Source organism: Labrys sp. (in: a-proteobacteria) (assembly GCF_047605565.1).
Taxonomy (GTDB): Bacteria; Pseudomonadota; Alphaproteobacteria; order Rhizobiales; family Labraceae; genus Labrys; species Labrys neptuniae.
This window is the reverse complement of sequence record NZ_JASGFM010000017.1, coordinates 14,248-36,121: the sequence shown is the minus strand read 5'-3', so window position 1 is coordinate 36,121 and position 21,874 is coordinate 14,248. Positions and strand designations below refer to the sequence as shown.

17 protein-coding genes are annotated in these 21,874 nt (G+C 63.5%); 9 read left to right on the top strand and 8 right to left on the bottom strand.

The features are described from left to right. Window position 1: 1 nt before the first annotated feature. Window positions 2-1,339, bottom strand: coding sequence for an ABC transporter substrate-binding protein (locus QM672_RS16445; RefSeq protein ID WP_415083819.1), 1,338 nt, complete (start codon window positions 1,337-1,339; stop codon window positions 2-4). Window positions 1,340-1,533: 194 nt separating this feature from the next. Here QM672_RS16445 and QM672_RS16440 point away from each other — a divergent pair, with 194 nt between their 5' ends. Next, window positions 1,534-2,673, top strand: coding sequence for a Gfo/Idh/MocA family protein (locus QM672_RS16440; RefSeq protein WP_415083817.1), 1,140 nt, complete (start codon window positions 1,534-1,536; stop codon window positions 2,671-2,673). Window positions 2,674-2,688: 15 nt separating this feature from the next. Here the strand turns inward: QM672_RS16440 and QM672_RS16435 are convergent, their stop codons facing one another. Then, on the bottom strand, window positions 2,689-3,438 hold the full coding sequence (locus tag QM672_RS16435) for an SDR family oxidoreductase (protein WP_367623305.1): 750 nt from the start codon (window positions 3,436-3,438) through the stop codon (window positions 2,689-2,691). A gap of 111 nt (window positions 3,439-3,549) precedes the next feature. On the opposite strand from QM672_RS16435, the gene QM672_RS16430 reads away from it, so the two are divergent. Both QM672_RS16430 and QM672_RS16425 read left to right on the top strand, forming a co-directional pair. Next, complete coding sequence (locus QM672_RS16430; protein WP_415083814.1) at window positions 3,550-4,470, top strand: LysR substrate-binding domain-containing protein; 921 nt, start codon at window positions 3,550-3,552, stop codon at window positions 4,468-4,470. 34 nt (window positions 4,471-4,504) lie between these two features. Then, the gene (locus QM672_RS16425) at window positions 4,505-5,413 is read left to right on the top strand and encodes an aldo/keto reductase (RefSeq protein ID WP_311941989.1); all 909 of its coding nucleotides are present in this window, start codon (window positions 4,505-4,507) and stop codon (window positions 5,411-5,413) included. An 86-nt stretch (window positions 5,414-5,499) separates the two neighbouring features. Here the strand turns inward: QM672_RS16425 and QM672_RS16420 are convergent, their stop codons facing one another. Continuing rightward, entirely contained in the window at window positions 5,500-5,844 is a 345-nt protein-coding gene (locus QM672_RS16420; protein WP_311942033.1) for a hypothetical protein, read from the bottom strand. Here QM672_RS16420 and QM672_RS16415 point away from each other — a divergent pair. The 5 genes from QM672_RS16415 (at window position 5,731) to QM672_RS16395 (ending at window position 15,128) form a co-directional block, all read left to right on the top strand. Beyond that, complete coding sequence (locus tag QM672_RS16415; RefSeq protein WP_415083812.1) at window positions 5,731-9,645, top strand: PAS domain-containing protein; 3,915 nt, start codon at window positions 5,731-5,733, stop codon at window positions 9,643-9,645. The genes QM672_RS16420 and QM672_RS16415 overlap by 114 nt on opposite strands. 372 nt (window positions 9,646-10,017) lie before the next feature. Beyond that, window positions 10,018-11,268, top strand: a complete 1,251-nt coding sequence (locus tag QM672_RS16410; protein WP_311941985.1) for a sarcosine oxidase subunit beta family protein — start codon at window positions 10,018-10,020, stop codon at window positions 11,266-11,268. An 11-nt stretch (window positions 11,269-11,279) separates the two neighbouring features. Continuing rightward, on the top strand, window positions 11,280-11,558 hold the full coding sequence (locus QM672_RS16405) for a sarcosine oxidase subunit delta (RefSeq protein ID WP_311941983.1): 279 nt from the start codon (window positions 11,280-11,282) through the stop codon (window positions 11,556-11,558). Then, complete coding sequence (locus QM672_RS16400; RefSeq protein ID WP_415083809.1) at window positions 11,555-14,536, top strand: sarcosine oxidase subunit alpha family protein; 2,982 nt, start codon at window positions 11,555-11,557, stop codon at window positions 14,534-14,536. Before QM672_RS16405 ends, QM672_RS16400 begins: the two co-directional genes overlap by 4 nt. Then, window positions 14,529-15,128, top strand: coding sequence for a sarcosine oxidase subunit gamma (locus QM672_RS16395; RefSeq protein ID WP_415083807.1), 600 nt, complete (start codon window positions 14,529-14,531; stop codon window positions 15,126-15,128). Before QM672_RS16400 ends, QM672_RS16395 begins: the two co-directional genes overlap by 8 nt. Before the next feature lie 149 nt (window positions 15,129-15,277). Here QM672_RS16395 and QM672_RS16390 read toward each other — a convergent pair whose 3' ends face one another. The 3 genes from QM672_RS16390 to QM672_RS16380 form a co-directional block, all read right to left on the bottom strand. After that, a complete protein-coding gene (locus QM672_RS16390) occupies window positions 15,278-16,873 on the bottom strand; it encodes a peptide ABC transporter substrate-binding protein (RefSeq protein WP_415083805.1) in 1,596 nt (531 codons plus the stop codon). A 144-nt stretch (window positions 16,874-17,017) separates the two neighbouring features. Further along, on the bottom strand, window positions 17,018-17,842 hold the full coding sequence (locus tag QM672_RS16385) for a DMT family transporter (protein WP_415083804.1): 825 nt from the start codon (window positions 17,840-17,842) through the stop codon (window positions 17,018-17,020). A gap of 56 nt (window positions 17,843-17,898) precedes the next feature. Continuing rightward, window positions 17,899-18,804 (bottom strand): SDR family oxidoreductase, encoded by a 906-nt coding sequence (locus QM672_RS16380; RefSeq protein ID WP_311941964.1) that lies wholly within the window; start codon window positions 18,802-18,804, stop codon window positions 17,899-17,901. 91 nt (window positions 18,805-18,895) lie between these two features. Between QM672_RS16380 and QM672_RS16375 the strand changes: the two genes are divergently transcribed. Further along, on the top strand, window positions 18,896-19,471 hold the full coding sequence (locus QM672_RS16375) for a TetR/AcrR family transcriptional regulator (protein WP_367623297.1): 576 nt from the start codon (window positions 18,896-18,898) through the stop codon (window positions 19,469-19,471). Window positions 19,472-19,505: 34 nt separating this feature from the next. On the opposite strand, the gene QM672_RS16370 is transcribed toward QM672_RS16375, so the two are convergent. Further along, window positions 19,506-19,841 carry an ArsR/SmtB family transcription factor gene (locus tag QM672_RS16370; protein WP_311942030.1) on the bottom strand — a complete coding sequence of 112 codons (336 nt, stop codon included), beginning with the start codon at window positions 19,839-19,841 and terminating at the stop codon, window positions 19,506-19,508. Window positions 19,842-20,628: 787 nt separating this feature from the next. Then, entirely contained in the window at window positions 20,629-21,828 is a 1,200-nt protein-coding gene (locus tag QM672_RS16365; protein WP_415083801.1) for a multidrug effflux MFS transporter, read from the bottom strand. Window positions 21,829-21,874: the final 46 nt, after the last annotated feature.

The following is a 21,874-nucleotide window of genomic DNA, read 5'->3' as shown; positions in this document are numbered from 1 at the left end:
GTCATCCCGCGACGATCGAATTGATCTTGGTGCTGGCGGCCTCCAACTCGGCCTTGATATTGCCGCTGACCAGCGCCTTCGACACGCCGGACTGGATGGCGAGGGTGACCTGCGCATATTTCGGGGTGACCGGGCGTGGCGTCGCGCCGGTGAACACCGATTTGAGCTGCTTCATGAAGGGCTGTTCCTTGCCGAGCTGGGCATCCTCGAACACCTCGGGGCGGGTGGGCGCGATGCCGAGCTGCAGGGCGAACTGGAGCTGGGTGGCGGGCGAGGACATCCAGGTCAGGAATTCGATGGCCGCTTCCCGGTTCTTGGTGTTGGCATTGACGCCATATTGGTAGCCGCCGAGGCAGGCTGCGCTCTTGCCGCCGGCGAAATGGGGCAGGGGCACCACGCCGACCTTGTCGACCACCGAGGACGCGGCCTTGTCCTGCGCGATGGCATAGACATAGGACCAGTTGCGCAGGAAAGGTGCGCGGCCGGCCGTGAAGGGCTGGCGCGAGGGTTCCTCGTCCCAGCTCAGCACGTCGGAGGGGCTGATCTTCGTCTTGTTGATGGTGTCGTAGAGGAATTGGACGGCTGCCACCGCCTTGTCGTCGCTGAGTGCCGACGACTTGCCGTCGGGGGCGAGGATCGAGCCTCCATTGGAGGCAATGGCTTCCACGAGATCGCAGACCAGCACTTCGGCCTGCTTGCCCTGCCAGAGATAGCCGAAATCGGCCTTGCCGGATTTCTGGATCTCCTGGGCGGCGGCCGTGAGGTCGTCCCAGGTTTCGGGTGGCTTAGCACCGATGCCCTCGAGGAGATCCTTGCGATAGAACAGCATGCCTGAATCGACATACCAGGGCAAAGCGGTGAGCTTGTTGTTGTAGGTACAGGCCGCTACCAGGCCAGGGAAGAACTGGCTCTGCACCGAGGCGTTGAAATATTCGTCGAGCGGCAAGGCCCAGCCGGCGCCTGCAAACTCGGCGATCCAGACCACGTCCTGGGTAAAGACGTCGGGCGTGCCGGTGCGGCGCGCGAGCTGCTGCACCAGCGCCGTGTGCACTTCGGTGGAGGAACTGGGCGGCGGCAGCTCGACATAGGTGACGTGGATCTTGCCCTGCGACTGGTTATAGGCATCCACCACCTGCGCCATGGTCTGCTTGCCGAAGAATTTGGCGCTGGCGAAGGTGATTTCCGTGCGGTCGGCGGCACGGGCCCGCTTGGGCAGGCCGAGTGCCAGGGCACCCGCGGCGAGGCCCGCTCCCTGCAGGAAGGTGCGCCGGCTCGGCGCCACCGATCCGGATTGCGAAGCCCCGGCAGCCGGGGTCGAGCGTGACTGAACGTCCGACATCACAAGTCCTCCCTTTGTTAGGTGAATGACCACCCTGATTTTGAGGGCATGCTTGGCCTGGGCCCGCGTACTGTCAAGGACAAATTGTCATTTTCGTTCAAAAAATTTCATTCAAACACAAAGCTTCTCGTGTTTACTTTCTAAATTAATGCAAAAATGAGCAATCAAGCTGGAATGGATGGCGGAGGAGACGCATGGGTAAACTCGGCATCGGTGTGATCGGATGCGGCAATATCTCGATGACCTATCTGCACAACGCCGCGCTTTTCCCAGGCGTCGAATTGAAGGCTTGCGCCGATATCTCAGCGGAATCCGCTAAGATCAGAGCCGAGGAATACGGCATTCGCTCTCTCGGCGTGGAAGAACTTCTTGCGGACGACGAAGTCGACCTCGTTCTCAACCTGACGATTCCGGCCGTCCATTTCGAAGTGTCGATGGCGGCCCTTGCCGCGGGCAAGCATGTCTTCACCGAAAAGCCGCTTGCCGTTACGGCTGCGGAGGGTCGGAGGCTGGTCGAAGAGGCTCGCCGGCGCAATCTGGCGATCGGTTCTGCGCCCGATACCTTTCTCGGTGCGGCAGGACGAACGGCTCGCCGTTTGATGGCGGAAGGGGCGATCGGCCACCCGACCACGGGCACCGCCTTCATGATGACCCGCGGCATGGAGCATTGGCACCCCAATCCGCAATTCTACTACCAGCCCGGCGGTGGCCCGGTCCTCGACATGGGCCCTTACTACCTGACCATGCTGGTCAATCTGCTGGGACCGGCCCGCCAGGTTGCGGCGATGGCCACGACCGGGCAGGCGGAGCGGCTGATCACGGCGCCCGGGCCGAACCAGGGCACGAGCTTCGCCGTCGGTACGCCCACCACCCTGATGGCCCTGGTCGAGTTCGCCGGCGGCGCCATCGTCAATGTCGGCATGAGCTGGGATGTCTTCCGCCATTCCAACCAGCCGATCGAGCTGCATGGCAGCGAAGGCTCGCTCAGCCTGCCCGACCCGGATACCTTCGGCGGTTCTCTCGCCCTCAGCCGTAGGGGCGAGCCCTGGCAGTCCATCGATACGGCCGGCATGACCTATGGCAGCCTGAACTGGCCCTACGCCGCACCCGATCGCGCGAACTACCGGATGATCGGCGTGGCTGATCTGGCCCGCAGCCTCAGGGAAGGGCGGCGGCCTCGGGCTTCCGGCGACCTTGCGCTGCATGTGCTCGAGATCATGGAAGGCATCCTCGAAGCGGCGCGCACCGGAAGGCCGGTCCCCATCGAAGGCGAGGGCGTCCAGCCCCAAGCCTTGTCGGAAGAAGAGGCGGCGAGCCTCGGCCGGGAAGAATAGGGCCGCCGACGCTGGTCAGAGCGTACCCATGCCGCCATCGATCATGAGTTCGCTGCCGACCGTATAAGCCGCTTCGTCGGAGGCCAGGAACACCACGGCCTTGGCGATTTCGCTGGCCTCGCCGAAGCGACCGGCGGGAACCAGGCCCTTGATGCTGTCGGCGACGTTCTTCAGATCCTGCTCGGCAAAGCCGAGCTTGCCATAGAGCGGCGTGGCGATCGGGCCGGGGCTGACGGCGTTCAGGCGAATGCCGCGCCCGATCAACTCGCCCGACAGGGTGCGGATCAGCGACTGCAGCGCAGCTTTCGACGCGGCATAGACGCTGGAATTCGGCATGCCGATATGGGCGTTGACCGAGGTGTTGAGCACGATCGAAGCCGGATTGGCCAGGATCGGCAGCAGCGCCTGGATCAGGAAATAAGGGCCCTTCACATTGATGTCGAAGACCTTGTCGAAGGCGGCCTCGCTCCAGTCCGCCAACGGCTTGAGCTGGGCGATGCCGGCATTGACGAAGAGGATGTCGAGACCGCCAAAGGCCTCGGCGATGGTCTCGGCGAGCCTTTTCTGGCCGGCGACGTCGGCTGCATCCGACTGGATGACTAGGACATTTTCGCCCAGTTCCTTGCGGGCGGCCTGCAGCGTTTGGGGATTGGTGCCGGTCACCGCGATGCGGGCGCCTTCCGCCAGGAATTGGCGGGCGGTTTCCAGGCCTATGCCGGTGGTGCCGCCGGTGATGAGCGCACGCTTGCCCGAAAGTCTGTTCATGATTGCCGTTCCTCGTTCATGGGAGACGCTTTGGATGGGGCGAATATGGCGCAATCGTCATGTTCGGAGTATCCTGCAGATATTGGTTCTATCTTCCGGGATTTCCGAACAATGAAACTGGACGGGATCGCAAGTTTCGTTGCGGTCGCCGAGGCCGGATCGATCAGCGAGGCAGCACGCAGCCTGCGCCTGTCGAAATCGGTTGTGAGCGAGCGGCTGGGTGACCTGGAGCGGAGTGTCGGTACGATATTGCTTCATCGTACCACACGGCGATTGTCGGTGACGGAAGATGGAGCCGCTTTTCTGGAACGCGCCAGGCGGATCCTCCGCGAGGTGGAAGAGGCGGCTGCGGATCTGGCCGAGCGGCGCGGCACCCTGGCCGGCCCGATGCGGATTGGTGCGCCGATCACCTTCGGGCGCCTTCATCTCGGCCCCGCCTTGTTTCCGTTCCTGGCGGCGCATCCCCAGGTCGAGCTCATCCTCGATCTTGACGATCGCCGCGTCGACGTCTCCTCCGGTGCTTATGACGGTGTCATCCGGCACGGTACCATCGCGGATACGCGGCTGATGGTCTGGCGTCTCGCGCCGAGCCAGCGTCTGCTGGTGGCGTCGGCGGAATATCTGGATCGCGAGGGGATGCCGCGTTCCATCGGCGATCTCGATAGTCACAAAGGGCTGTTCTATTCGAACCGCGGGGCTGCCGATTGGCGTTTCCTCGGGCCTGATGGCGTCGAAATCGTGCGGGCCAAGGTCGCCTTGCGTGTCAACAATGGCGATGTGATTCGTGACGCTGCGCTTGCCGGCCTCGGCATCGGGCTGCTGCCCACTTTCATCGTCGGACCCGAGATCCGCGCCGGAAAGCTGAAAGTCATCGACATCGGTGTCCGGCCCGAGCCGGAATTCATCTTCCTTGCCCATCCCGAAGGACGGCGGCCTTCCGTCAAGCTGCGGACGCTGGCTGAGCATCTGAAACGCAGTTTCGGCGATCCGCCTTATTGGGAGGAGGGGATGTCCAATACGACCTCCGCTTGATAGAAGTGACGCGTCGTCACTGCGAGATCCCGAGATGAGCGACCTGCCGGCACCCGAACCGATCCGTCCCCTCGGTCGCAGTGGCATGTCGGTCAGTTCGGTCGCCTGGGGCATGTGGCGCTTCGGCGGTGAAGACCTTGCTTCGGCCCAGAAGCTGGTGGAGACCGCGCTCGAGGCCGGCGTCACGCTGTTCGATACCGCCGACATCTACGGCCCGTCCGACCTTGGCGGCTTCGGCGTTGCCGAAAGCCAGCTCGGCCGCGTGCTCGAGGCCAGCCCTGGATTGCGCCGGCGCATGGTGCTGGCGACCAAGGGCGGTATCGTCTTCGGCACGCCCTATAATTCCTCCGCCGCTTATCTCGCCTCGGCCATCGATGCGTCGCTGAAGCGAATGCAGGTCGATCGCATCGATCTGTGGCAGATCCATCGCCCTGATATCCTCACCCATCCCGGTGAAATCGCCAGGGCCCTCGAGGAGGCGCATCGGGCCGGCAAGATCGCCGCCATCGGCGTGTCGAACTATACGGCTGCCCAGACGCAGGGCCTGGCGGCCTGCCTCAACCTGCCCATCGTCAGCCACCAGCCCGAATTCTCGGCCCTCAAGCTCGATCCGCTCCAGGATGGAATTCTGGACCAGGCGATCATGAACGACATGGCGGTGCTGGCCTGGTCGCCCTTGGCGGGCGGGCGGCTTGCCCTGCCGCAGGATGAACGGGCGCGGGCGGTAGTTGGCTTGTTCGATGCCAAGGCGGAGCAGGCGGGTGTATCCCGCACGGCGGTGGCCTTGAGCTGGCTGATGGTGCATCCGGCACGAACCATTCCGATCGTCGGTACCCAGAACCTCGACCGCATCCGGGAGATCCCGCAGGCCTATCTGCCGCGCTGGAGCCGACAGGAGTGGTATGCGGTGCTCGTGGCTTCGCGCGGAGAGCGCCTGCCCTAACGGCGCCTCGCCCCTGCTCGACGACCTCGGAAGAAGAATGACCGGCAGCCCGGTGCTTCCCGAATGTTTCTGCCGGGCGCGCTGCGTCATACACAAAACACTGCTGAAAAAGGGCACAAATTCTCGCAGCGCCATTTGGCAATGGCGCCGCTTCTCAGTACCATTCCCACACTTTGAATGCTGATGATTTCGCTCGCGCAGGTGAGATCCGCCAGATGAAGATAGACGCCGGGCTTGGCTTCGGTCGCCTTGATGCGGTCGTACTTCCGGGTGACGTGGCACTGCTTCGCCATGTCGTCGAGCAAGCCGGCGTCGCCATGGCGTTGATCGGCCATGACGGCCGGTTTTGTTATGCCAATCCTGCCTTTTGTCGCCTCACCGGTTACCAGGCCGCCGGCTATGTCGGCATGACTTTTGCCGACTTCGCTCATACGGACGATCGCACCGGTTTCTCTTGGGATGGCCGGAACGAGGACGGCGTGGAGCGCCGCTATCGCCGGCATGACGGCACAGTCTTCACCGGCTTGACCAGTCTCTCCCGGCTTGGCGCGCTGGACGAAGCCTCTCCCTTTGCCGCGATTGTGCAGATCGTGGCCGTCAGGGACCAGAAGCCGGACGAGGCCGGCCTCGCCGAGGCGGAGTGGCGCTGGCGCCAGGCCCTGGAAGGCTCAAGGCAAGTCGTGTGGGACTTCGACGTGCCCAATGAAATGGTGTGGGTGTCGTCGCACTGGCGCACCATGCTCGACCTGCCGGACGAAGAGCGCGTGCATTCGATCGGCAACTGGCTGAGCAAGATGCATCCGGACGATCGTGCCCGCATGGCGGAGGCGGCAGGACGTGTCGGGCGCGATGGCAATCGGGACTTCGACGCGACCTATCGATTGAGGCACAATGACGGTCGCTGGATCTGGGTGGTCAGCCGCGGAAGGGCGGTCGAGTACGCACCGGATGGCACGGTCAAGCGTATGATCGGGACCATTGCCGACATCACCTACCAAAAGGAAATGGAGGAACGTCTTACCGCTGTTTCGGAGCGGTTGGAGGTCGCCGTTCAAGCCGGCGGAATCGGCATCTTCCACGTCGATTATCCCTCGGGCCTCCGGCATTGGGATGCGCGAACCTACGCGCTTCACGGCGTGACGCCCGAGACGTTCGGCAACACGCTGGAAGAGTTCTTCGGCCTGCTCTCGCCCGAAGATGCCGAGAGGGTCGATCGCATTCGCCAGAGCGCGCTGCAGTCGGGTTTGCACTATCAGCTCGACTATCGTGTTCGGTGTCCAACGACCAACCGGTTGCGCCATATCCGTTCCACGGTCAGGCTGATCCGCGGCGATGATGGTGCCCTGACGCATGGAACCGGTGTCTGTTGGGATGTCACCGACGATGTGGAGCGCAATCAGAGACTGCACGACACGCTGGTCCTGCTGCAGGCCGTGATGAACGGCACGCCCGATCTGATCTATGCCAAGGATCGTGACGGCCGCTATGCTCTGGTCAATCCCGCGGTCGAGAGGCTGATGGGGCGATCGAGCGACGAGATCCTCGGCCGTTCCGATACAGACATTTTTCCGGCCGGGATGGCGCGCCGCCTGATCGAGAACGACCGTCATGTGATGCAGAGCGGGGAACCCTCCACCATGGAGGAGACAGCCATGCTCGGCGGCGTGTTGCGCACCTATTCCTCCACCAAGGCGCCGCGGCGCGACGAGCGCGGCGAGATCACTGGGCTGATCGGCATCTCCCGCGATATCACCGATGCAAAGGCGGCGGAGGAGGCTCTTCGACATAGCGAAATGCGGTGGCAATTCGCACTTTACGGCTCGGGCGATGGGGTCTGGGATCAGAATCTCGAGACGGGGGAGGTATTCTATTCGCATCAGTGGAAAGCGATGCTGGGCTACGACCAGGACGAAGTCGGGACCAGCGCCAGCGAATGGTCCGACCGTGTACATCCGGAGGACCTGCCACGATGCCGGGCGATCATTGAAGCCCATCTGCGCGGCGAGACGCCGGATTTCGCCATAGAGAACCGCCTGCTGGCCAGGGATGGCAATTGGCGCTGGATCTATGATCGCGGCAAGGTGATCGAGAGGGCGGCGGATGGGCGTGCCTTGCGCATTATCGGAACCCATACCGACATCACGGCGCGCAAGGAGGCCGAAAGCGCCATCCTGGCCCTCAACCAGCGGCTGCAACTGGCGATCGAGGCAGCTGGCGCTGGTGTCTTCGAATATGATTTCGCCTCCCAGCGCTATAATTGGGACGATCGCCTGCACCGGCTCTATGACATGCCGTCGGACAGCTATGACGGCAGCCGGCAGGCCTGGCTCGATCGCATTCACCCCGACGACGTGGCCGCAATCACGCGCGAATATGACAGGGCAATGCGTGAAGGCACGCTGTTCGACATGGAGTTCCGCCTGCGGGACCGGCATTCCGGCAAGATCCGCCACATCCATTCGCTGGCCCGGGTGATCCGTGACGAGGCCGGCACCCCGATCCGCACGGTCGGCATGGATTGGGATGTGACCGAGCACAAGGAACTGGTGGAGGCGCTGTTCGAGGAAAAGGAGAGGCTGCGCATCACCCTGCATTCGATCGGCGATGCCGTGATCTCGACCGATGCTCATGCCCGGATCACGTTCATGAATCCCGGTGCGGAAGAAATGACGGGATGGCCGGGTCCGGATGCGGTTGGCAGGCGCCTGTCCGAAGTGTTTCGCATCGTCGATGAAGCCACCGGTGAACCCCTTGCCGACCCGGTGGAAACCTGCCTGGCGCGGATGCACCCCTATTATCTCAGTGACGGTGCCGTGTTGCTGCGGCGGGACGGCGAGCGGCGCAGCGTGCGCGATTCCGCTGCGCCCGTGCGCACGGCCTCGGGTGAAATCATCGGCGCCGTGTTGGTCTTCCAGGACGTAACCAAGGCCCGCATCCTGCAGCAGGCTCTGGAACACTCGGCCAATCACGACAGCCTGACCGGACTTCCCAACCGTTCCGCCTTCGAGCGCGAGATCCGCCTGTCGCTCGAGCAGGCGCGCAAGGGCCAGCATCGGCACGTGCTGTGCTTCGTCGACCTCGATCGCTTCAAGATCGTCAATGACAGCGCCGGGCATGCCGCCGGCGATGCGCTGTTGCGCGAAGTCGCCAATCTGATGCGCCGCGTCTGCCGGACGGAAGACGTACCCGCCCGCCTGGGTGGTGATGAGTTCGCTCTTCTGCTGCGTGACTGCTCTGTCGTGGAGGGAGAGGCGATTGCGCAACGGTTTCTGCGCGGTTTGGCTCAGTTGCGCTTTGCCTGGGATGGCCGGACCTATCAGATCGGCGCCAGCGTGGGGCTGACCCGGATCGATGCGGAGGCGCCAAGGCAGGACGAGTTGATGAGCCAGGCCGATATAGCCTGCTATACCGCCAAGACCTCGGGCCGCAACCAGCTTGCCGTCTATGGCGATGGGGAGAGCAAGACCCATCGCAACCACAGTGAGATGCGGGTGGCGGCCGGCATTCGCCACGCGATCGAAGCCAACCGCTTCCGCCTCTATGTCCAGCAGATCTTCGATCTTTCCGGGCGGGAAGGCAGGCAGCGGCATTTCGAGATCCTGCTGCGCATGCTCGACGATGCCGGCAACATCGTCGAGCCGGCTGCCTTCATCCCGGCCTCCGAACATTACGACCTGATGGGCAGTATCGACCGCTGGGTCATTCATGCCACGTTCCGCCGCTATGGTCCCCGCTTGCTCGACGCCGGCGATATCTCCCTCGCCATCAATCTCTCTGCCAATTCACTGAACGATCCCTTCCTCTGGCCGCTGCTGCAGGAGGAATTCGCTCAATCGGGCTTGTCGCCCCGGCGCATCCATTTCGAGATTGCCGAGACGGCGGTGATCAACAATCTGACGGCCGCGCAGCAGTTCCTTTCCAAGGCGCGCGCTGCCGGCTGCGGCGTGATGCTCGATGATTTCGGCAAGGGGCTGTCCTCGTTCACCTATCTCAGGCAGTTCTCCGTCGATGGTCTCAAGATCGATGGCGACTTCATCCGGCAGATGGCACGGAGCGACGTCGACCGCACCATCGTCGAATCGATCAACATGGTCGGCCACCGGTTGGGAACCATTACGGTGGCCGAGCAGGTGGAGGATGAGGAGACGTTGACCCTGTTGCGTGCCATCGGTGTCGATCGTGCCCAGGGTTTCGTTCTTGCCCGCCCGCAGCCGCTGGACACCCTCTTTTGAGCCTGCATGCCGTGGCAGGCGGTCCGAAACGCCCATGCGCGCAGCAGCGGCGGCCTGACGAACCGGTTGCTTGTCGGCGACCGGCATTCGTGGTGAAACTTTTTTCCTGGCATTAAAGTAGCAAAAAATCTTGCACGCGCAGGAATAATCTTTCACTGTGGGTAACAGGCTGCTATGCGTAATAACAATACAGCCCGTATTCGCAAAGGGCAGAGGGATCCATGATTCTCGACGACAAGCGCTGATCGTGCCGGCGTGGCCTGGTCTTGGAAGTGGGCGCCTGAGCAGCATGCTCTCGAATCCACCTCTCGCTAGGCGACGAAGCGACCGGACGACCGAAGTTTTCCGCACTCTTCCCCGGCAAGAAGATCGATGCATTACTCCCTGTTCTCCCTTCTCAAGAATGCCCTGAATGGCCACCGTGGCTGGACGCCGACCTGGCGTGACGCCGAGCCGCGGCTCAACTACGACGTGATCATCATCGGTGGTGGCGGCCATGGCTTGGCCACGGCCTACTATCTCGCCAAGAATCATGGCATCACCAATGTCGCGGTGATCGAGAAGGGCTGGATCGGTGGCGGCAATGTCGGCCGCAACACCACGATCGTGCGCTCGAACTACATGCTGCAGGGCAATATTCCCTTCTATGAGCACGCCATGAAGCTGTGGGAGGGCCTGGAGCAGGACCTCAACTACAATGCCATGATGAGCCAGCGCGGCGTGCTGAACCTCTATCATTCCGATGCCCAGCGTGATGCCTTCGCCCGTCGCGGCAACGCCATGCGCCTGAACGGCGTCGATGCCGAATTGCTCGATCGCGACGGCGTCAAGGCGATGGCGCCCTTCCTGAATTTCGACAATGCCCGCTTCCCGATCCAGGGCGGCCTCCTGCAGCGGCGCGGCGGCACGGCGCGCCATGACGCGGTGGCCTGGGGCTATGCCCGCGCCGCCAGCGACCGCGGCGTCGACATCGTCCAGAATTGCGAGGTGACGGGTTTCGTCCGCGAAGGCGGGGCCATCGTCGGCGTCGAGACCACCCGCGGCACCATAAGGGCCAAGAAGATCGGCATGGCGGTGGCCGGCAATACTTCCAAGGTCGGCACCATGGCGGGATTGCGCCTGCCGATCGAGAGCCATGTGCTGCAGGCCTTCGTCACCGAGGGGCTCAAGCCGTTGATCCCGGGCGTGATCACCTTCGGCGCCGGTCATTTCTATGTCAGCCAGTCCGACAAGGGCGGCCTGGTCTTCGGCGGTGACATCGACGGCTATAATTCCTATGCCCAGCGCGGCAACATGCCGGTGGTCGAGGATGTCTGCGAAGGCGGCATGGCGGTGATGCCGATGATCGGTCGCCTGCGGTTGCTGCGCAGCTGGGGCGGCATCATGGACATGTCGATGGATGGCTCGCCCATCATCGACAAGAGCGGCATCGACGGCCTCTATCTCAATTGCGGCTGGTGCTATGGCGGCTTCAAGGCCACGCCGGCCTCGGGCTGGTGCTTTGCCCATCTCATCGCCAAGGATCAGCCGCATGAGGTGGCTGCCGCCTATCGGCTCAATCGCTTCGAGACCGGAGCGGTGATCGACGAAAAGGGCCAGGGCGCCCAACCCAATCTTCACTGAGGCACGGTTCGATGCGGATTGCCTGTCCCTATTGCGGTGCGCGCGGCGTGCACGAATTCACCTATCTCGGCGATGCCGGGCTCACGCGGCCGGATGCCTCGGCGCCCGACGCCGGCAAGAACTTCTATGAATATGCCTATTTGCGCGACAACCCCGAGGGCGCGCATGAGGAGTTCTGGTATCACGGCTCGGGCTGCCGTTCCTGGCTCAAGGTCCGGCGCAACACCAAGACCCACGTAATCGAGAAGGCGGAACTGGTGATGCCTCAAGCTTTGGGAGCCGCATCATGAGCGAGGCCGTTTCCTTTCGTCTGCCTTCCGCCGGCCTGGTCGATCGCAACAGCACCGTGCGGTTTCGTTTCGACGGCAACAGCTATGAGGGCCTGAGCGGTGACACGCTGGCCTCGGCCCTGCTCGCCAACGGTATCCGCCTGGTCGGGCGTTCGTTCAAATATCATCGCCCGCGCGGCATCTTCACGGCTGGCCCTGAGGAGCCGAACGCGCTGGTGGAACTGCGCAGCGGCGCCCGGCGCGAGCCCAACACCAAGGCCACCACCATCGAGCTCTATGATGGCCTGGAAGCGGCGAGCCAGAACCGCTGGCCTTCGCTGAAATTCGACCTGCTGTCGGTGAACCAGCTCGCCGGCCCGATCTTCGTCGGCGGCTTCTACTACAAGACCTTCATGTGGCCGGCTGCCCTGTGGGAGAAGCTCTACGAGCCGATGATCCGCCGCGCGGCGGGCCTCGGCAGCGCCAGCCAATTGCCGGACCCGGATCATTACGAGAAGGCCGCCGCCTTTTGCGACGTGCTGGTGATCGGCGCGGGTCCTGCTGGCCTGATGGCCGCCTTGGAAGCCGGCCGGGCCGGTGCCCGCGTGATCCTGTGCGACGACGATTTCCGGCTGGGCGGGCGGTTGCTGGCCGAGCGGCATGAGGTCGGTGGCAAGCCGGCTGCTGCCTTCGCCACCGATATCGAGGCAGAACTCGCTGCCATGCCCGAGGTGCGTATCATGCGCCGGACCCAGGTCTTCGGTGTCTATGACACCGGTACCTATGGCGCACTGGAGCGGGTGTCGGATCATCTCCCGGTGCCGCCCGCCCACCAGCCGCGCCAGCGCCTGTGGCACATCATGGCCAAGCGCTGCATCAATGCCATGGGCGCCATCGAACGCCCCATCGTCTTCGGCGGCAATGACCGGCCGGGCGTGATGCTCGCCTCGGCGGCGCGCAGCTATCTCAACCGCTACGGCGTGGCGCCAGGCCGCCAGGCCGTGGTGTTCACCACCAGTGACGATGGCTGGCGCACGGCGGCCGATCTCGTGGCTGCCGGCGTGACCGTGGCCGCTATTGTCGATCCGCGCTCGCAGGTCGATGCCGCGGTGTCGGGTTGGGCCGGCAAGGCCGGAACGCGCACCTTGCTCGGGGCAAGCGTGACCGATGCCAAGGGCGGCGCCCAGGGTATCAAGTCGGTCGAGGTGATCGCCGGGCGCAAGCGCGAGACGATTTCCGCCGATTTCCTGGCTGTCTCCGGCGGCTGGAACCCGCAGGTCGCACTCACCACGCACAAGGGCGCCCGGCCGCGCTGGTCGGATGAGCTTGCAGCCTTCGTGCCGGGCGACCTGCCCGAGGGCATGACGGTGGTCGGTGCCGCCAATGGCGATTTCTCCCTGGGCGCCTGCCTGCGGGCTGGCGCGCAAGCGGGCCGGGCCGCAGCCGGCGATTGCGGTTTTTCCGCCGGGCAGGCCCCGATCCCGGCCTGCGACGACGAGCCTGTCGGCCTCAAGCCGCTCTGGCATGTCGCCGAGACGAAGAGCAAGGCCTTCGTCGACCAGCAGAACGACGTTACGGCCAAGGACATCGAGATCGCCCATCGCGAAGGCTTCCGCTCGGTCGAGCATCTCAAGCGCTACACCACGCTGGGTATGGCCACAGACCAGGGCAAGACCTCGAACATACCGGGCCATGCCATGATGGCGGGCCTGCTCGGTCGTTCGATGACGGCGGTCGGCACCACGGTTTCGCGGCCGCCGCATTTCCCGGTGGCGATCGGCGCCTTGGCCGGTCCCCATCGCGACAAGCATTTCAAGGCGACGCGCCTCACCGCCGGCCATGAATGGGCGATGGCCAACGGTGCCACCATGGTGGAGGCCGGCCAGTGGCTGCGCCCGCAGTGGTTCTCGCGTCCCGGCGAGAAGGACTGGCTGGAAAGCGTTTGCCGGGAGGTCAAGACCACCCGTTCGATCGTCGGCGTGTGCGATGTCTCGACGCTGGGCAAGATCGACATCAAGGGTGCCGACGCCGGTGCCTTCCTGGACCGCGTCTACGTCAACACCTTCTCGACGGTCGCCGTCGGCAAATGCCGCTATGGCCTGATGCTGCGCGAAGACGGCTTCGTCATGGATGACGGCACGGCGGCCCGCTTTGCACCCGATCACTATGTGATCTCCACCACCACGGCCAATGCCGTGAAGGTGATGCAGCATCTCGAATTCTGCCGCCAGACACTCTGGCCCGAACTCGACGTCTCGCTCTCTTCGATCACCGAGCAGTGGTCGCAATATGCGGTGGCCGGGCCGAAGGCGCGCGAATTGCTGCAGAAGCTCTACGGCTCGAGCGCCGATCTGTCGAACGAAGCCTTCCCCTATATGGGATGTGCCACGCTGCAGCTCGGCAATGTCGGCTCGCGGCTCTACCGCCTCTCCTTCTCGGGCGAGCTTGCCTATGAGATCGCGGTACCCGCCCATTACGGCCTTGACCTCCTCAAGGCACTGATGGCGCTGGCCGAGGAGATGGGCGGCTGCGCCTATGGCACCGAGGCTCTCGGCGTCATGCGCGTCGAGAAAGGCCATGTCGCCGGCAACGAGCTCAACGGCCAGACCACGGCCCGCGATCTTGGCCTCGGCAAGATGATGTCGACCAAGAAGGACTATATCGGCCGCGTCCTGGCCCAGCGTCCTGCGCTGGTGGCGGCCGACAGGCCCGGCCTCGTCGGCGTCAAGCCGGTCAATCCGGCCGATCGCTTGCGGGCCGGTTCGCATTTCCTCAAGAAGGGGGCTGCGGCCGTCGCGGCCAATGACGAGGGTTTCGCAACCTCGGTGGTCTATTCGCCGATGCTCGAAAGCTGGATCGGCCTTGGCCTGCTCGCCAACGGTCCGTCTCGTCATGGCGAAGTGATCCGGGCCTATGATCCGGTACGCAACGGCGATATCGAGGTCGAAGTCATCTCGCCCATCTTCTTTGATCCTGAAGGGAGCCGTCTCCATGTTTGACGCAATGAGCGCGGGGCGTTTGGAGTCCCGTAGCGCCTTTGCCGGCCTGCTCAAACCGGTGGGAACGGGTGCAGGCGTCACCGTGCAGGATCGCTCGGGCCTGGAAATCGTCACCCTGGCCGCCCGTAAGGGCCAGGAAGGAGCGCTGGCGGCCCGCATGCAGGCCGCCTATGGCCTCAGGCTGCCAAACGGGCCCAAGCGGGTCGTGGCCGGCTCGCTTGCGGCGCTGGGCACCGGGCCGTCGGCCTGGCTGGTCACCCGCGAGGCAGGTGGGCCCAATTTGCTCGTCTCGGACCTGATCGAGGCGGTCGGCACGCTCGCGTCGGTGACCGACCAGACCTCCGGCTATGCCGTGCTGCGGGTTTCTGGCCCGCATGTCCGCGATATGTTCGCCAAGGGGCTGGACATCGACCTGCATCCGCGCGCCTTCGCACCGGGCGATGCCGCCGTGACCGCCTGCTCGCATATCGGCGTGACGCTGTGGCAGCTCGACGAAACGCCAACCTACGAAATCGCCCTGTTTCGCAGCATGGCCGGCAGTTTCTGGCATTGGCTGAGCGACAGCGCCGCCGAATTCGGCCTGGCTGTATAAAGGAGGCTGGTCATTGGACCAGCCCTCTTCAGGGAGTTTCGAACAAGCAGGGAAATGGTTGGCATGGGGCATTGCGACCCCTCATCCGTCCCATCTGGACTTCAGAGCTAACACTCTGAAAGCGGCGGGTCCGAAGACCGGCCCTCCGATTACTCCTTGCTGAGAAACCGCGTCAGGTGCTCGTTGGCGGCGTTGTCCTGCCAGCCCTTCACCTTGCTCGAGACCAGCCAGAGATCGGCATTGGAGAGCAGGGGAGCCACAGGCTGGTCGCGCGCCAGGAGCGCCTCGGCATCCTCCAGAATCTTCAAACGCTTGGCCGGATCGGTTTCGGCATAGGATTTGGCGACGAGCGCGTCATAGTCCGGACTGGCGAAATGGGAATAGTTGAACGCCTTGTTGGCCGTCGTCGGTAGAGCGAGGAAGTTTTCGGCGTCGGCATAGTCGGCCACCCAGGCCGCGCGCGCTACCTCGAAGGCACCGCCGTCGCGCAGGAAGGCGTAGTGGGACTTGCTGTCCGAATTGAGCAGGGAGACCTCGACGCCGAGTGCCTTCCACATATCCGCCACAGCGGTGGCGATCCGGCGATTATTGTCGTTGGTGCCGAAACGGATGGTGAGCTTCAGCGGCTTGCCGCCCTCGCCGAATCCCGCCTGCTTGAGCAGGTCCTTGGCGGCGTCCTCACGATCGAGCTGAGGCTTGTCGGCGAAGTCCGGCATGGCGGGGGTATAGCCCGGCAAGCCGGAGGGGACGAAGCTGTAGCTGCCGACGCGCGTGCCCGAGAAGATTTTCTCGGCCAGGAAGTCGCGATCGACCGCCATCGACAGGGCACGTCGAACCCTGGCATCGTCGAAGGGCGGGGTGCGGGTATCGAAGGCATAATATTCATTGGTCAGATTCGGCGAGACATGGACCTGATCGCCCACCTTCTCCTTGAGAAGTTTCAGCTGATCGGCCGCGAACTCGAAGGTCATGTCGAGCTCGCCCGCAAGAAAGCGCCGCTGGGCGGCGGCCTGGTCATCGATCGGATAGGAGATCACCTTGTCGATGCGGACATTGGCGGCATCCCAGTAACGCGGGTTCTTCACCAGCGTGACATGATCATTGGCGAGGTTCTCGGTCAGGGTATAGGCGCCGTTGGAGATCAAATTGCCAGGCTTGACGAAATCGGCCTTGAGCTTCTCGACCGAGGCCTGATGCACCGGCAGGGCGGCTTGATTGGCGAGGAGTTGCAGGAGATAGGGCGTCGGCCGTTCCAGCGTGATCTCCAACGTCCTGTCATCGAGGGCCTTGACGCCGAGCGTGTCGACACCGGCCTTGCCGCTGTTCACCGCTTCGGCATTCTTGATCGGATAGAACAGATTGGCGAAGCTGGCCGCTTCCTTGGGATCTTCGAGCCGGCGGAAACTGAAGACGAAGTCAGCGGCCGTGACCGGATCGCCATTGGACCACTTGGCATTGGGACGCAGCTTGAAGGTGTAGGCGAGACCGTCGGGGGAAATCGTCCAGCTTTCGGCCGTTCCCGCCGTGAGCTTGCCGGCAGCATCGAAAACGGTGAGCCCCTCGAACAGGTCCTTGAGGATGAATTGCTCGGCGATGATCGAGCTGTGGGTTGGATCGAGGGTCTGGGCCTCGGCGCCATTGCCTTTGTGCAGGACGGTCTCGGCCAGAGCGGGGCGGGATGCACCGGCCAAAAGGCTGGCCGCGAGGGGGAGGACGAGGGCGAATAGTCTCAGTGCGGGCTTCATGCGGACTTCCCCTTATGGGCGTCCCGGCTGGTGCCGAGATTCGTGATGGGCCGAGTAAACTGGCTCGTCCGGCCCGCGACAACCCTGGACATTTGCTGGGGGAAAGGGCTTGTCTTCACAGGCAGAGATCGTCTCGCAGGACTATCAGGCTGCCGTCCGGCGCAGCAGCAGGATGAGCCCCGCCGAGATGATGAAGGCGGCGCCGAGAAGAGTTATCGCATCCGGTACGTCGCCGAAGGCGAAATAGCCGACGATGGCGGCACCAACGAGTTCCGCATAGACGAGAGGCGCCAGGGTCGAGGCATCGGCGAGCCGGAAGGCGATGATGGAGAGCAGGTGGCAGACCGCCGAGATCAGGCCGAGACCGGCAAAGAGCAGGAGATGATCGACGGCGGGGGCAGACCAGGAAAGCACGGCCTGCGGCGTGAGGAGGGCTGCCCCAAAGAAACACTGGAAAGCCAGTGTCTTGACGGGGTCACTCTGCTGGGCCGCACGCCTGGTGGCGATCAGGTAGAAGGCAAAGCAGATGCCGGAGGCCAGAGCCAGGAGAATGCCGGGTTCGATGCCGCCGCCGGGCTGGAGAATGATGAGCGAGCCCACAAAACCCAGGGCGAGGCTGACGCCCTTGGCCGGTGTCATGCGTTCCTTGAGCACGACGATAGACAGGGCGACCGCCAGGATGGGGCCGACGAAATAGGCGCAGAGCGCCGTTGCCAGCGGGATGCGGGCGATGGCCAGGAAATACAGGGTCATCGCCGCGACCAGGAAGACGGTGCGCGCGATATGAGAAGCCAGATGCTCCGACGGGAACATCCTCCGGCCATGGAGGAGGGCCGAGAGAGGCAGGACCGCCAGGCCCGCCACCGCATAGCGCGCCCAACCGATGAAGAAGGGCGAGTAGTCCGTACTCAGATATTTGGCAATGCCGTCGACGGTCGGCACACTCACCATCGCAATGATCATGGCCAAGATGCCTCGGACAGATCCTGTGGTTTCGGCAGAGGCAGGCATGGCCATGAAGGAACCTATCTATAACCGGTCGCGTCGGCCGGCTTTCCGGCTTCTTCGATCTCCGGAATGTAGCGCCAAGCGTCGGGCTGGGAGCCGTCAAGATCGGTGAAACCGTAGATTCGCGCCAGCTGTCCACTCGAAAGAGACTGCCCGTTCCAGCGATTCCTTTCGGCATCGGCGGCAAGGGCTGCCACGGCGCGCCCGACGAAGCGAGGTGTTTCCGAAATGACGAAATGCGGCACCGTTGCCGTGGCATCCCGCCAATTCTCCTCTGCGACACCGAATGCCTCCAGCATCATTTCCGAGCGCAGCCAGCCCGGGGTGAGCGCCACCGAGGTGGCCCCGTATTTGGCGAGGTCCTTGGCATGCGCCCAGGCGAGACGGATCACCGCCGACTTGACCAGATCGTAGAAGGGCGAGAGGCGGTAGTGGCCGGCATTGTAGTCGGCCGTTCCGTCCGTCATCTCCACGAGAAGACCGCCGGGGCGCTCGATCAGCAGGGGCAGGGCGTGATGCGCGGTGATCAGATGGGTATCGATCCCCAGGCGCAGCAGGCGCAATCCCTTGTCGAGATCGTGTTCCCACACGGCCTTGTTCCACTCGAACAGTTTCTCGCCGCCCCAGACATCGTTGACCAGGATGTCGAGACGGCCTTGCTCGCTCCGTATCCGCTCCACCAGGCCGCGTACCTCATCGGGTACGAGATGGTCGACGCGGATGGCAATGCCCCGGCCGCCGGCCGCATTGACCAATTCGGCCGTCTCCTCGATGGTTTCCGGCCTGTCATACTCCGATCGATGCCCACGGGTGCTGCGCCCGGTGACGTAAACGGTTGCGCCTGCTGCTCCCAGCTCGACTGCAACACCTCGGCCCGCCCCTCGCGTGCCGCCGGCAACAAGTGCGACCTTTCCGGTGAGCATGACCACAGCTCCTGTTTTCGATTGCCGAGCGCTCTTTTCGAGCATAAGAATTGATATATAAATGATCGTTCGGTTATAAATGGATGTCAAGATGCCCCGACATAAGACCCTGCCCGACGAGACCGTGCTGGGAGTTGCCTTGCAGCTTCTGCACACTGGAGGGCCGGAGGCACTGACATTTGCGGGATTGGCGCGGGCTAGCGGCCTGGCGGCTGCAACCTTGGTGCAGCGCTTTGGCAGCAAGGCGCAGCTCAAGCAGGCGGCCTTGCTCCATGCCTGGGACCGCTTGGACGAAAAAACGTCACAGCTGGCAGCTGATATTGCGCGCACGCCCGAGGGGGCAGTCGATCTGCTGGTGGCTCTCTCCGGCGACTATGGCGCCATCGAATCCTATGCCGAAGGATTGCTGATCCTGAGGGAGGATCTGCGCGATCCCCTGCTGCGCGCACGCGGCGCGCGCTGGCGGGATGCCCTCGTCGACGTGCTCGACACCTGTTTGGCGGAGCGGGGAGGCCAGCGCCAAGGGCTTGGCCAATTGATGGCGTCGCAATGGCAGGGCTCGCTCGTTTGGTGGGGTTTCGAGCCCAATTGTCCGGTTGCGGACCATGTCGGCCGCGAACTCAGGCAATTCGTGGCAGCCGTCATGCCGAAAAGGGCGGGCACCTGAACGGCGCCCGTCCCCATCGCCCTATTTGAGGGGCTTATCGGGCTTCGACCGAGCGAAGCTGCGTCACCGGGCTGCGTTCGGGCAGCTTCACCGGCATCGGCGCATCGTCAATGGCAATGTCGTGCAGGGCCATGCGTTCGGCGACCCAGCTTTCGGCCAGGGCCAGGGCATGCGGCGTCATGCGATAGGTGCGCACGCGGCCAGCCTTCTCGGAGACGACGATACCCCCGGCTTCGAGCACGCCGAGATGCTTGAGCACCGCGGGCATGCCCATGGAAAGGGGGAGTGCGAGTTCGCTGACAGAGGCTGGTCCGCGGGCAAGACGATCGACCATGGTGCGACGGCTGGTATCGGCGAGCGCATGGAACATTCTGTCGAGAGCGAGAGGATCGAGGCGAGCTTCCACGTCAGGCTACTTTCTTAGTCGGAGGAGGAAACCGGCCAGCAATGTGCCGGCCGGCGGGGCATCAAGCCAGGGAGAACAATCTGGGAGCACCGGTCTGGCGGGTCCCGGGCCTGGAAAGGGGAGGCATCGGCACCGAATTTCGACGGATGGTTCGGCTCGGCGAACGGCAAGGCTTCACAGTCCCAATCCGGCCCGCGATCTTGCCGGTAATTCAGCTGATACGATGAGGGAGAGAGCGCCATCGTCAGGCCTCAAAATGCCAATGATCTTCCAAACCGTGCCGGGCTGCCAAAGGAGCCTATCGAATTGATATCGTTCGAAATTCCAAACTTATGTCTGTCTTGCCGATCACAAAAAGAAGCCCGCTGCGCGGGCTTGGGAGGGTATCGAGAGAACCGAGCGAAGGTGCGAACAGCACAGCATGGAGGGGATCTGTTTGGAGATCGCTGCGCCGTTCGCAAGATCAATTTAGACGGGCGGCGCTAGGAGCACACTCCGTCAAATATGACGTGTCGAATTTGACGGATTGGCGGGAAAGGCGCGAATGACGCGCAGACCTCGCTGCGAGCGAAGGCGAGGTTTTTCGCATGAAAATGCGTAGATTGGAATAGATCTAGCAGGTTTGGCGGCCGGCAGGAAGCCGATCCGCCTACCTCTTTAGTAGAGGGCCCAGCAATCGCTGTTCGACTGGAACGACATGCGCGCCGATTCGGCCGGGATCGGAAACGGTGCGAGACCGCTGTGGTTGGGCTCATTCCGCCGGGGCGGCGATCTCCTTTTCAGTCAAAGTGAGCTTGGCCAGAATCAGCGCTCCTATGGCGCAGAGGGCGATGATCGTGACCATCGGCAGGGCCGTGCCATTGAAGAAGAGGCTGGCGATCACGATCATGACGGCACCCGTCACCATTTGCAGCGTGCCACCAAGAGCCGAGGCCATGCCCGCAATGGGGCCATGATGCTCCAGCGAAAGGACCATGCTGGTCGGGATGACCAGGCCGAGGAAGGCAAAGGTGACGAAGAGCATCGCGATCAGCACGGGCAGGCTGTCGACACCGCTTGCGACCAGCGCGAAAAGGGCGATGGCCGCGATGGCATAGGCGAAGACGGCGCCGAGGATCACCCGGCCCATGCCGAAACGTTGGCCGAGATGGGCGCTGAACTGGGAGGCGCCGATGAAGCCGATGGCGTTCACGGAAAAGGCCAGGCTGTAGAGCATCGGGGTCAGGCCGAAATGATCGACATAGATGAAGGAGGAACTGGCCAGGAAGGTGAAGAAGCTCGACATGCCCAGCGCGCCGATGAAGGTCACTCCCAGGAAATGGCGGTCACGCAGCAACAGCCCGTAATTCGACAGAACGGTGGGCAGGTCGCCGGCAATGCGTTCGGCCGGCGGCCGGGTCTCCGGCAGCACGAAAGCCGTCAGCAGCAGGCTCAGCACGGCGGCGATGGTGACGGCTACGAAGACCGCGCGCCATCCGAAGGGAATGATGAGGGCGCTGCCTGTGAGAGGGGCGAGGATGGGGGAGACGCTGAACACCAGCATCACTAGGGACATCAATCGGGTTGCCTCGACGCCGGTATGCAGATCACGGATGATGGCGCGCGGGATCACCATCACAGCCGCCGCTCCGATGCCCTGGATGAGGCGCAGGCCGATCAGCCAATCGATGGTTGGGGCCGACGCGCAGCCGATCGAAGCCAATGTGAACACCGCCAGACCGAAATAGAGCGGCAATTTGCGGCCGACAATGTCAGAGACCGGTCCGTAGATGATCTGGGTCAAGCCAAACCCCAGGAAGAAGGCCATCAGGGTCATCTGGGCGGCGGCGGTGCTGGTCTGGAGATGCTCCGCCATCGAGGGGAGGGCGGGTATATACATATCGATGGCAAAGGGCCCGATGGCGGCGAGCAGGCCGAGCACCAGAGCGTTGCGAGCAAAGCTGTGCGGCATGGAAAATCCTGTGACGACCGGCGAGTTGGAGGGGCTTTCGGCCGCA

Excerpts from the sequence above, each read along its gene's own strand:
- QM672_RS16445 (WP_415083819.1), bottom strand. The coding sequence starts at position 1,339 with ATGTCGGACGTTCAGTCACGCTCGACCCCGGCTGCCGGGGCTTCGCAA.
- QM672_RS16440 (WP_415083817.1), top strand. The coding sequence starts at position 1,534 with ATGGGTAAACTCGGCATCGGTGTGATCGGATGCGGCAATATCTCGATG.
- QM672_RS16435 (WP_367623305.1), bottom strand. The coding sequence starts at position 3,438 with ATGAACAGACTTTCGGGCAAGCGTGCGCTCATCACCGGCGGCACCACC.
- QM672_RS16430 (WP_415083814.1), top strand. The coding sequence starts at position 3,550 with ATGAAACTGGACGGGATCGCAAGTTTCGTTGCGGTCGCCGAGGCCGGA.
- QM672_RS16425 (WP_311941989.1), top strand. The coding sequence starts at position 4,505 with ATGAGCGACCTGCCGGCACCCGAACCGATCCGTCCCCTCGGTCGCAGT.
- QM672_RS16415 (WP_415083812.1), top strand. The coding sequence starts at position 5,731 with ATGGCGTTGATCGGCCATGACGGCCGGTTTTGTTATGCCAATCCTGCC.
- QM672_RS16420 (WP_311942033.1), bottom strand. The coding sequence starts at position 5,844 with ATGAGCGAAGTCGGCAAAAGTCATGCCGACATAGCCGGCGGCCTGGTA.
- QM672_RS16410 (WP_311941985.1), top strand. The coding sequence starts at position 10,018 with ATGCATTACTCCCTGTTCTCCCTTCTCAAGAATGCCCTGAATGGCCAC.
- QM672_RS16405 (WP_311941983.1), top strand. The coding sequence starts at position 11,280 with ATGCGGATTGCCTGTCCCTATTGCGGTGCGCGCGGCGTGCACGAATTC.
- QM672_RS16400 (WP_415083809.1), top strand. The coding sequence starts at position 11,555 with ATGAGCGAGGCCGTTTCCTTTCGTCTGCCTTCCGCCGGCCTGGTCGAT.
- QM672_RS16395 (WP_415083807.1), top strand. The coding sequence starts at position 14,529 with ATGTTTGACGCAATGAGCGCGGGGCGTTTGGAGTCCCGTAGCGCCTTT.
- QM672_RS16390 (WP_415083805.1), bottom strand. The coding sequence starts at position 16,873 with ATGAAGCCCGCACTGAGACTATTCGCCCTCGTCCTCCCCCTCGCGGCC.
- QM672_RS16380 (WP_311941964.1), bottom strand. The coding sequence starts at position 18,804 with ATGCTCACCGGAAAGGTCGCACTTGTTGCCGGCGGCACGCGAGGGGCG.
- QM672_RS16375 (WP_367623297.1), top strand. The coding sequence starts at position 18,896 with ATGCCCCGACATAAGACCCTGCCCGACGAGACCGTGCTGGGAGTTGCC.
- QM672_RS16370 (WP_311942030.1), bottom strand. The coding sequence starts at position 19,841 with ATGTTCCATGCGCTCGCCGATACCAGCCGTCGCACCATGGTCGATCGT.
- QM672_RS16365 (WP_415083801.1), bottom strand. The coding sequence starts at position 21,828 with ATGCCGCACAGCTTTGCTCGCAACGCTCTGGTGCTCGGCCTGCTCGCC.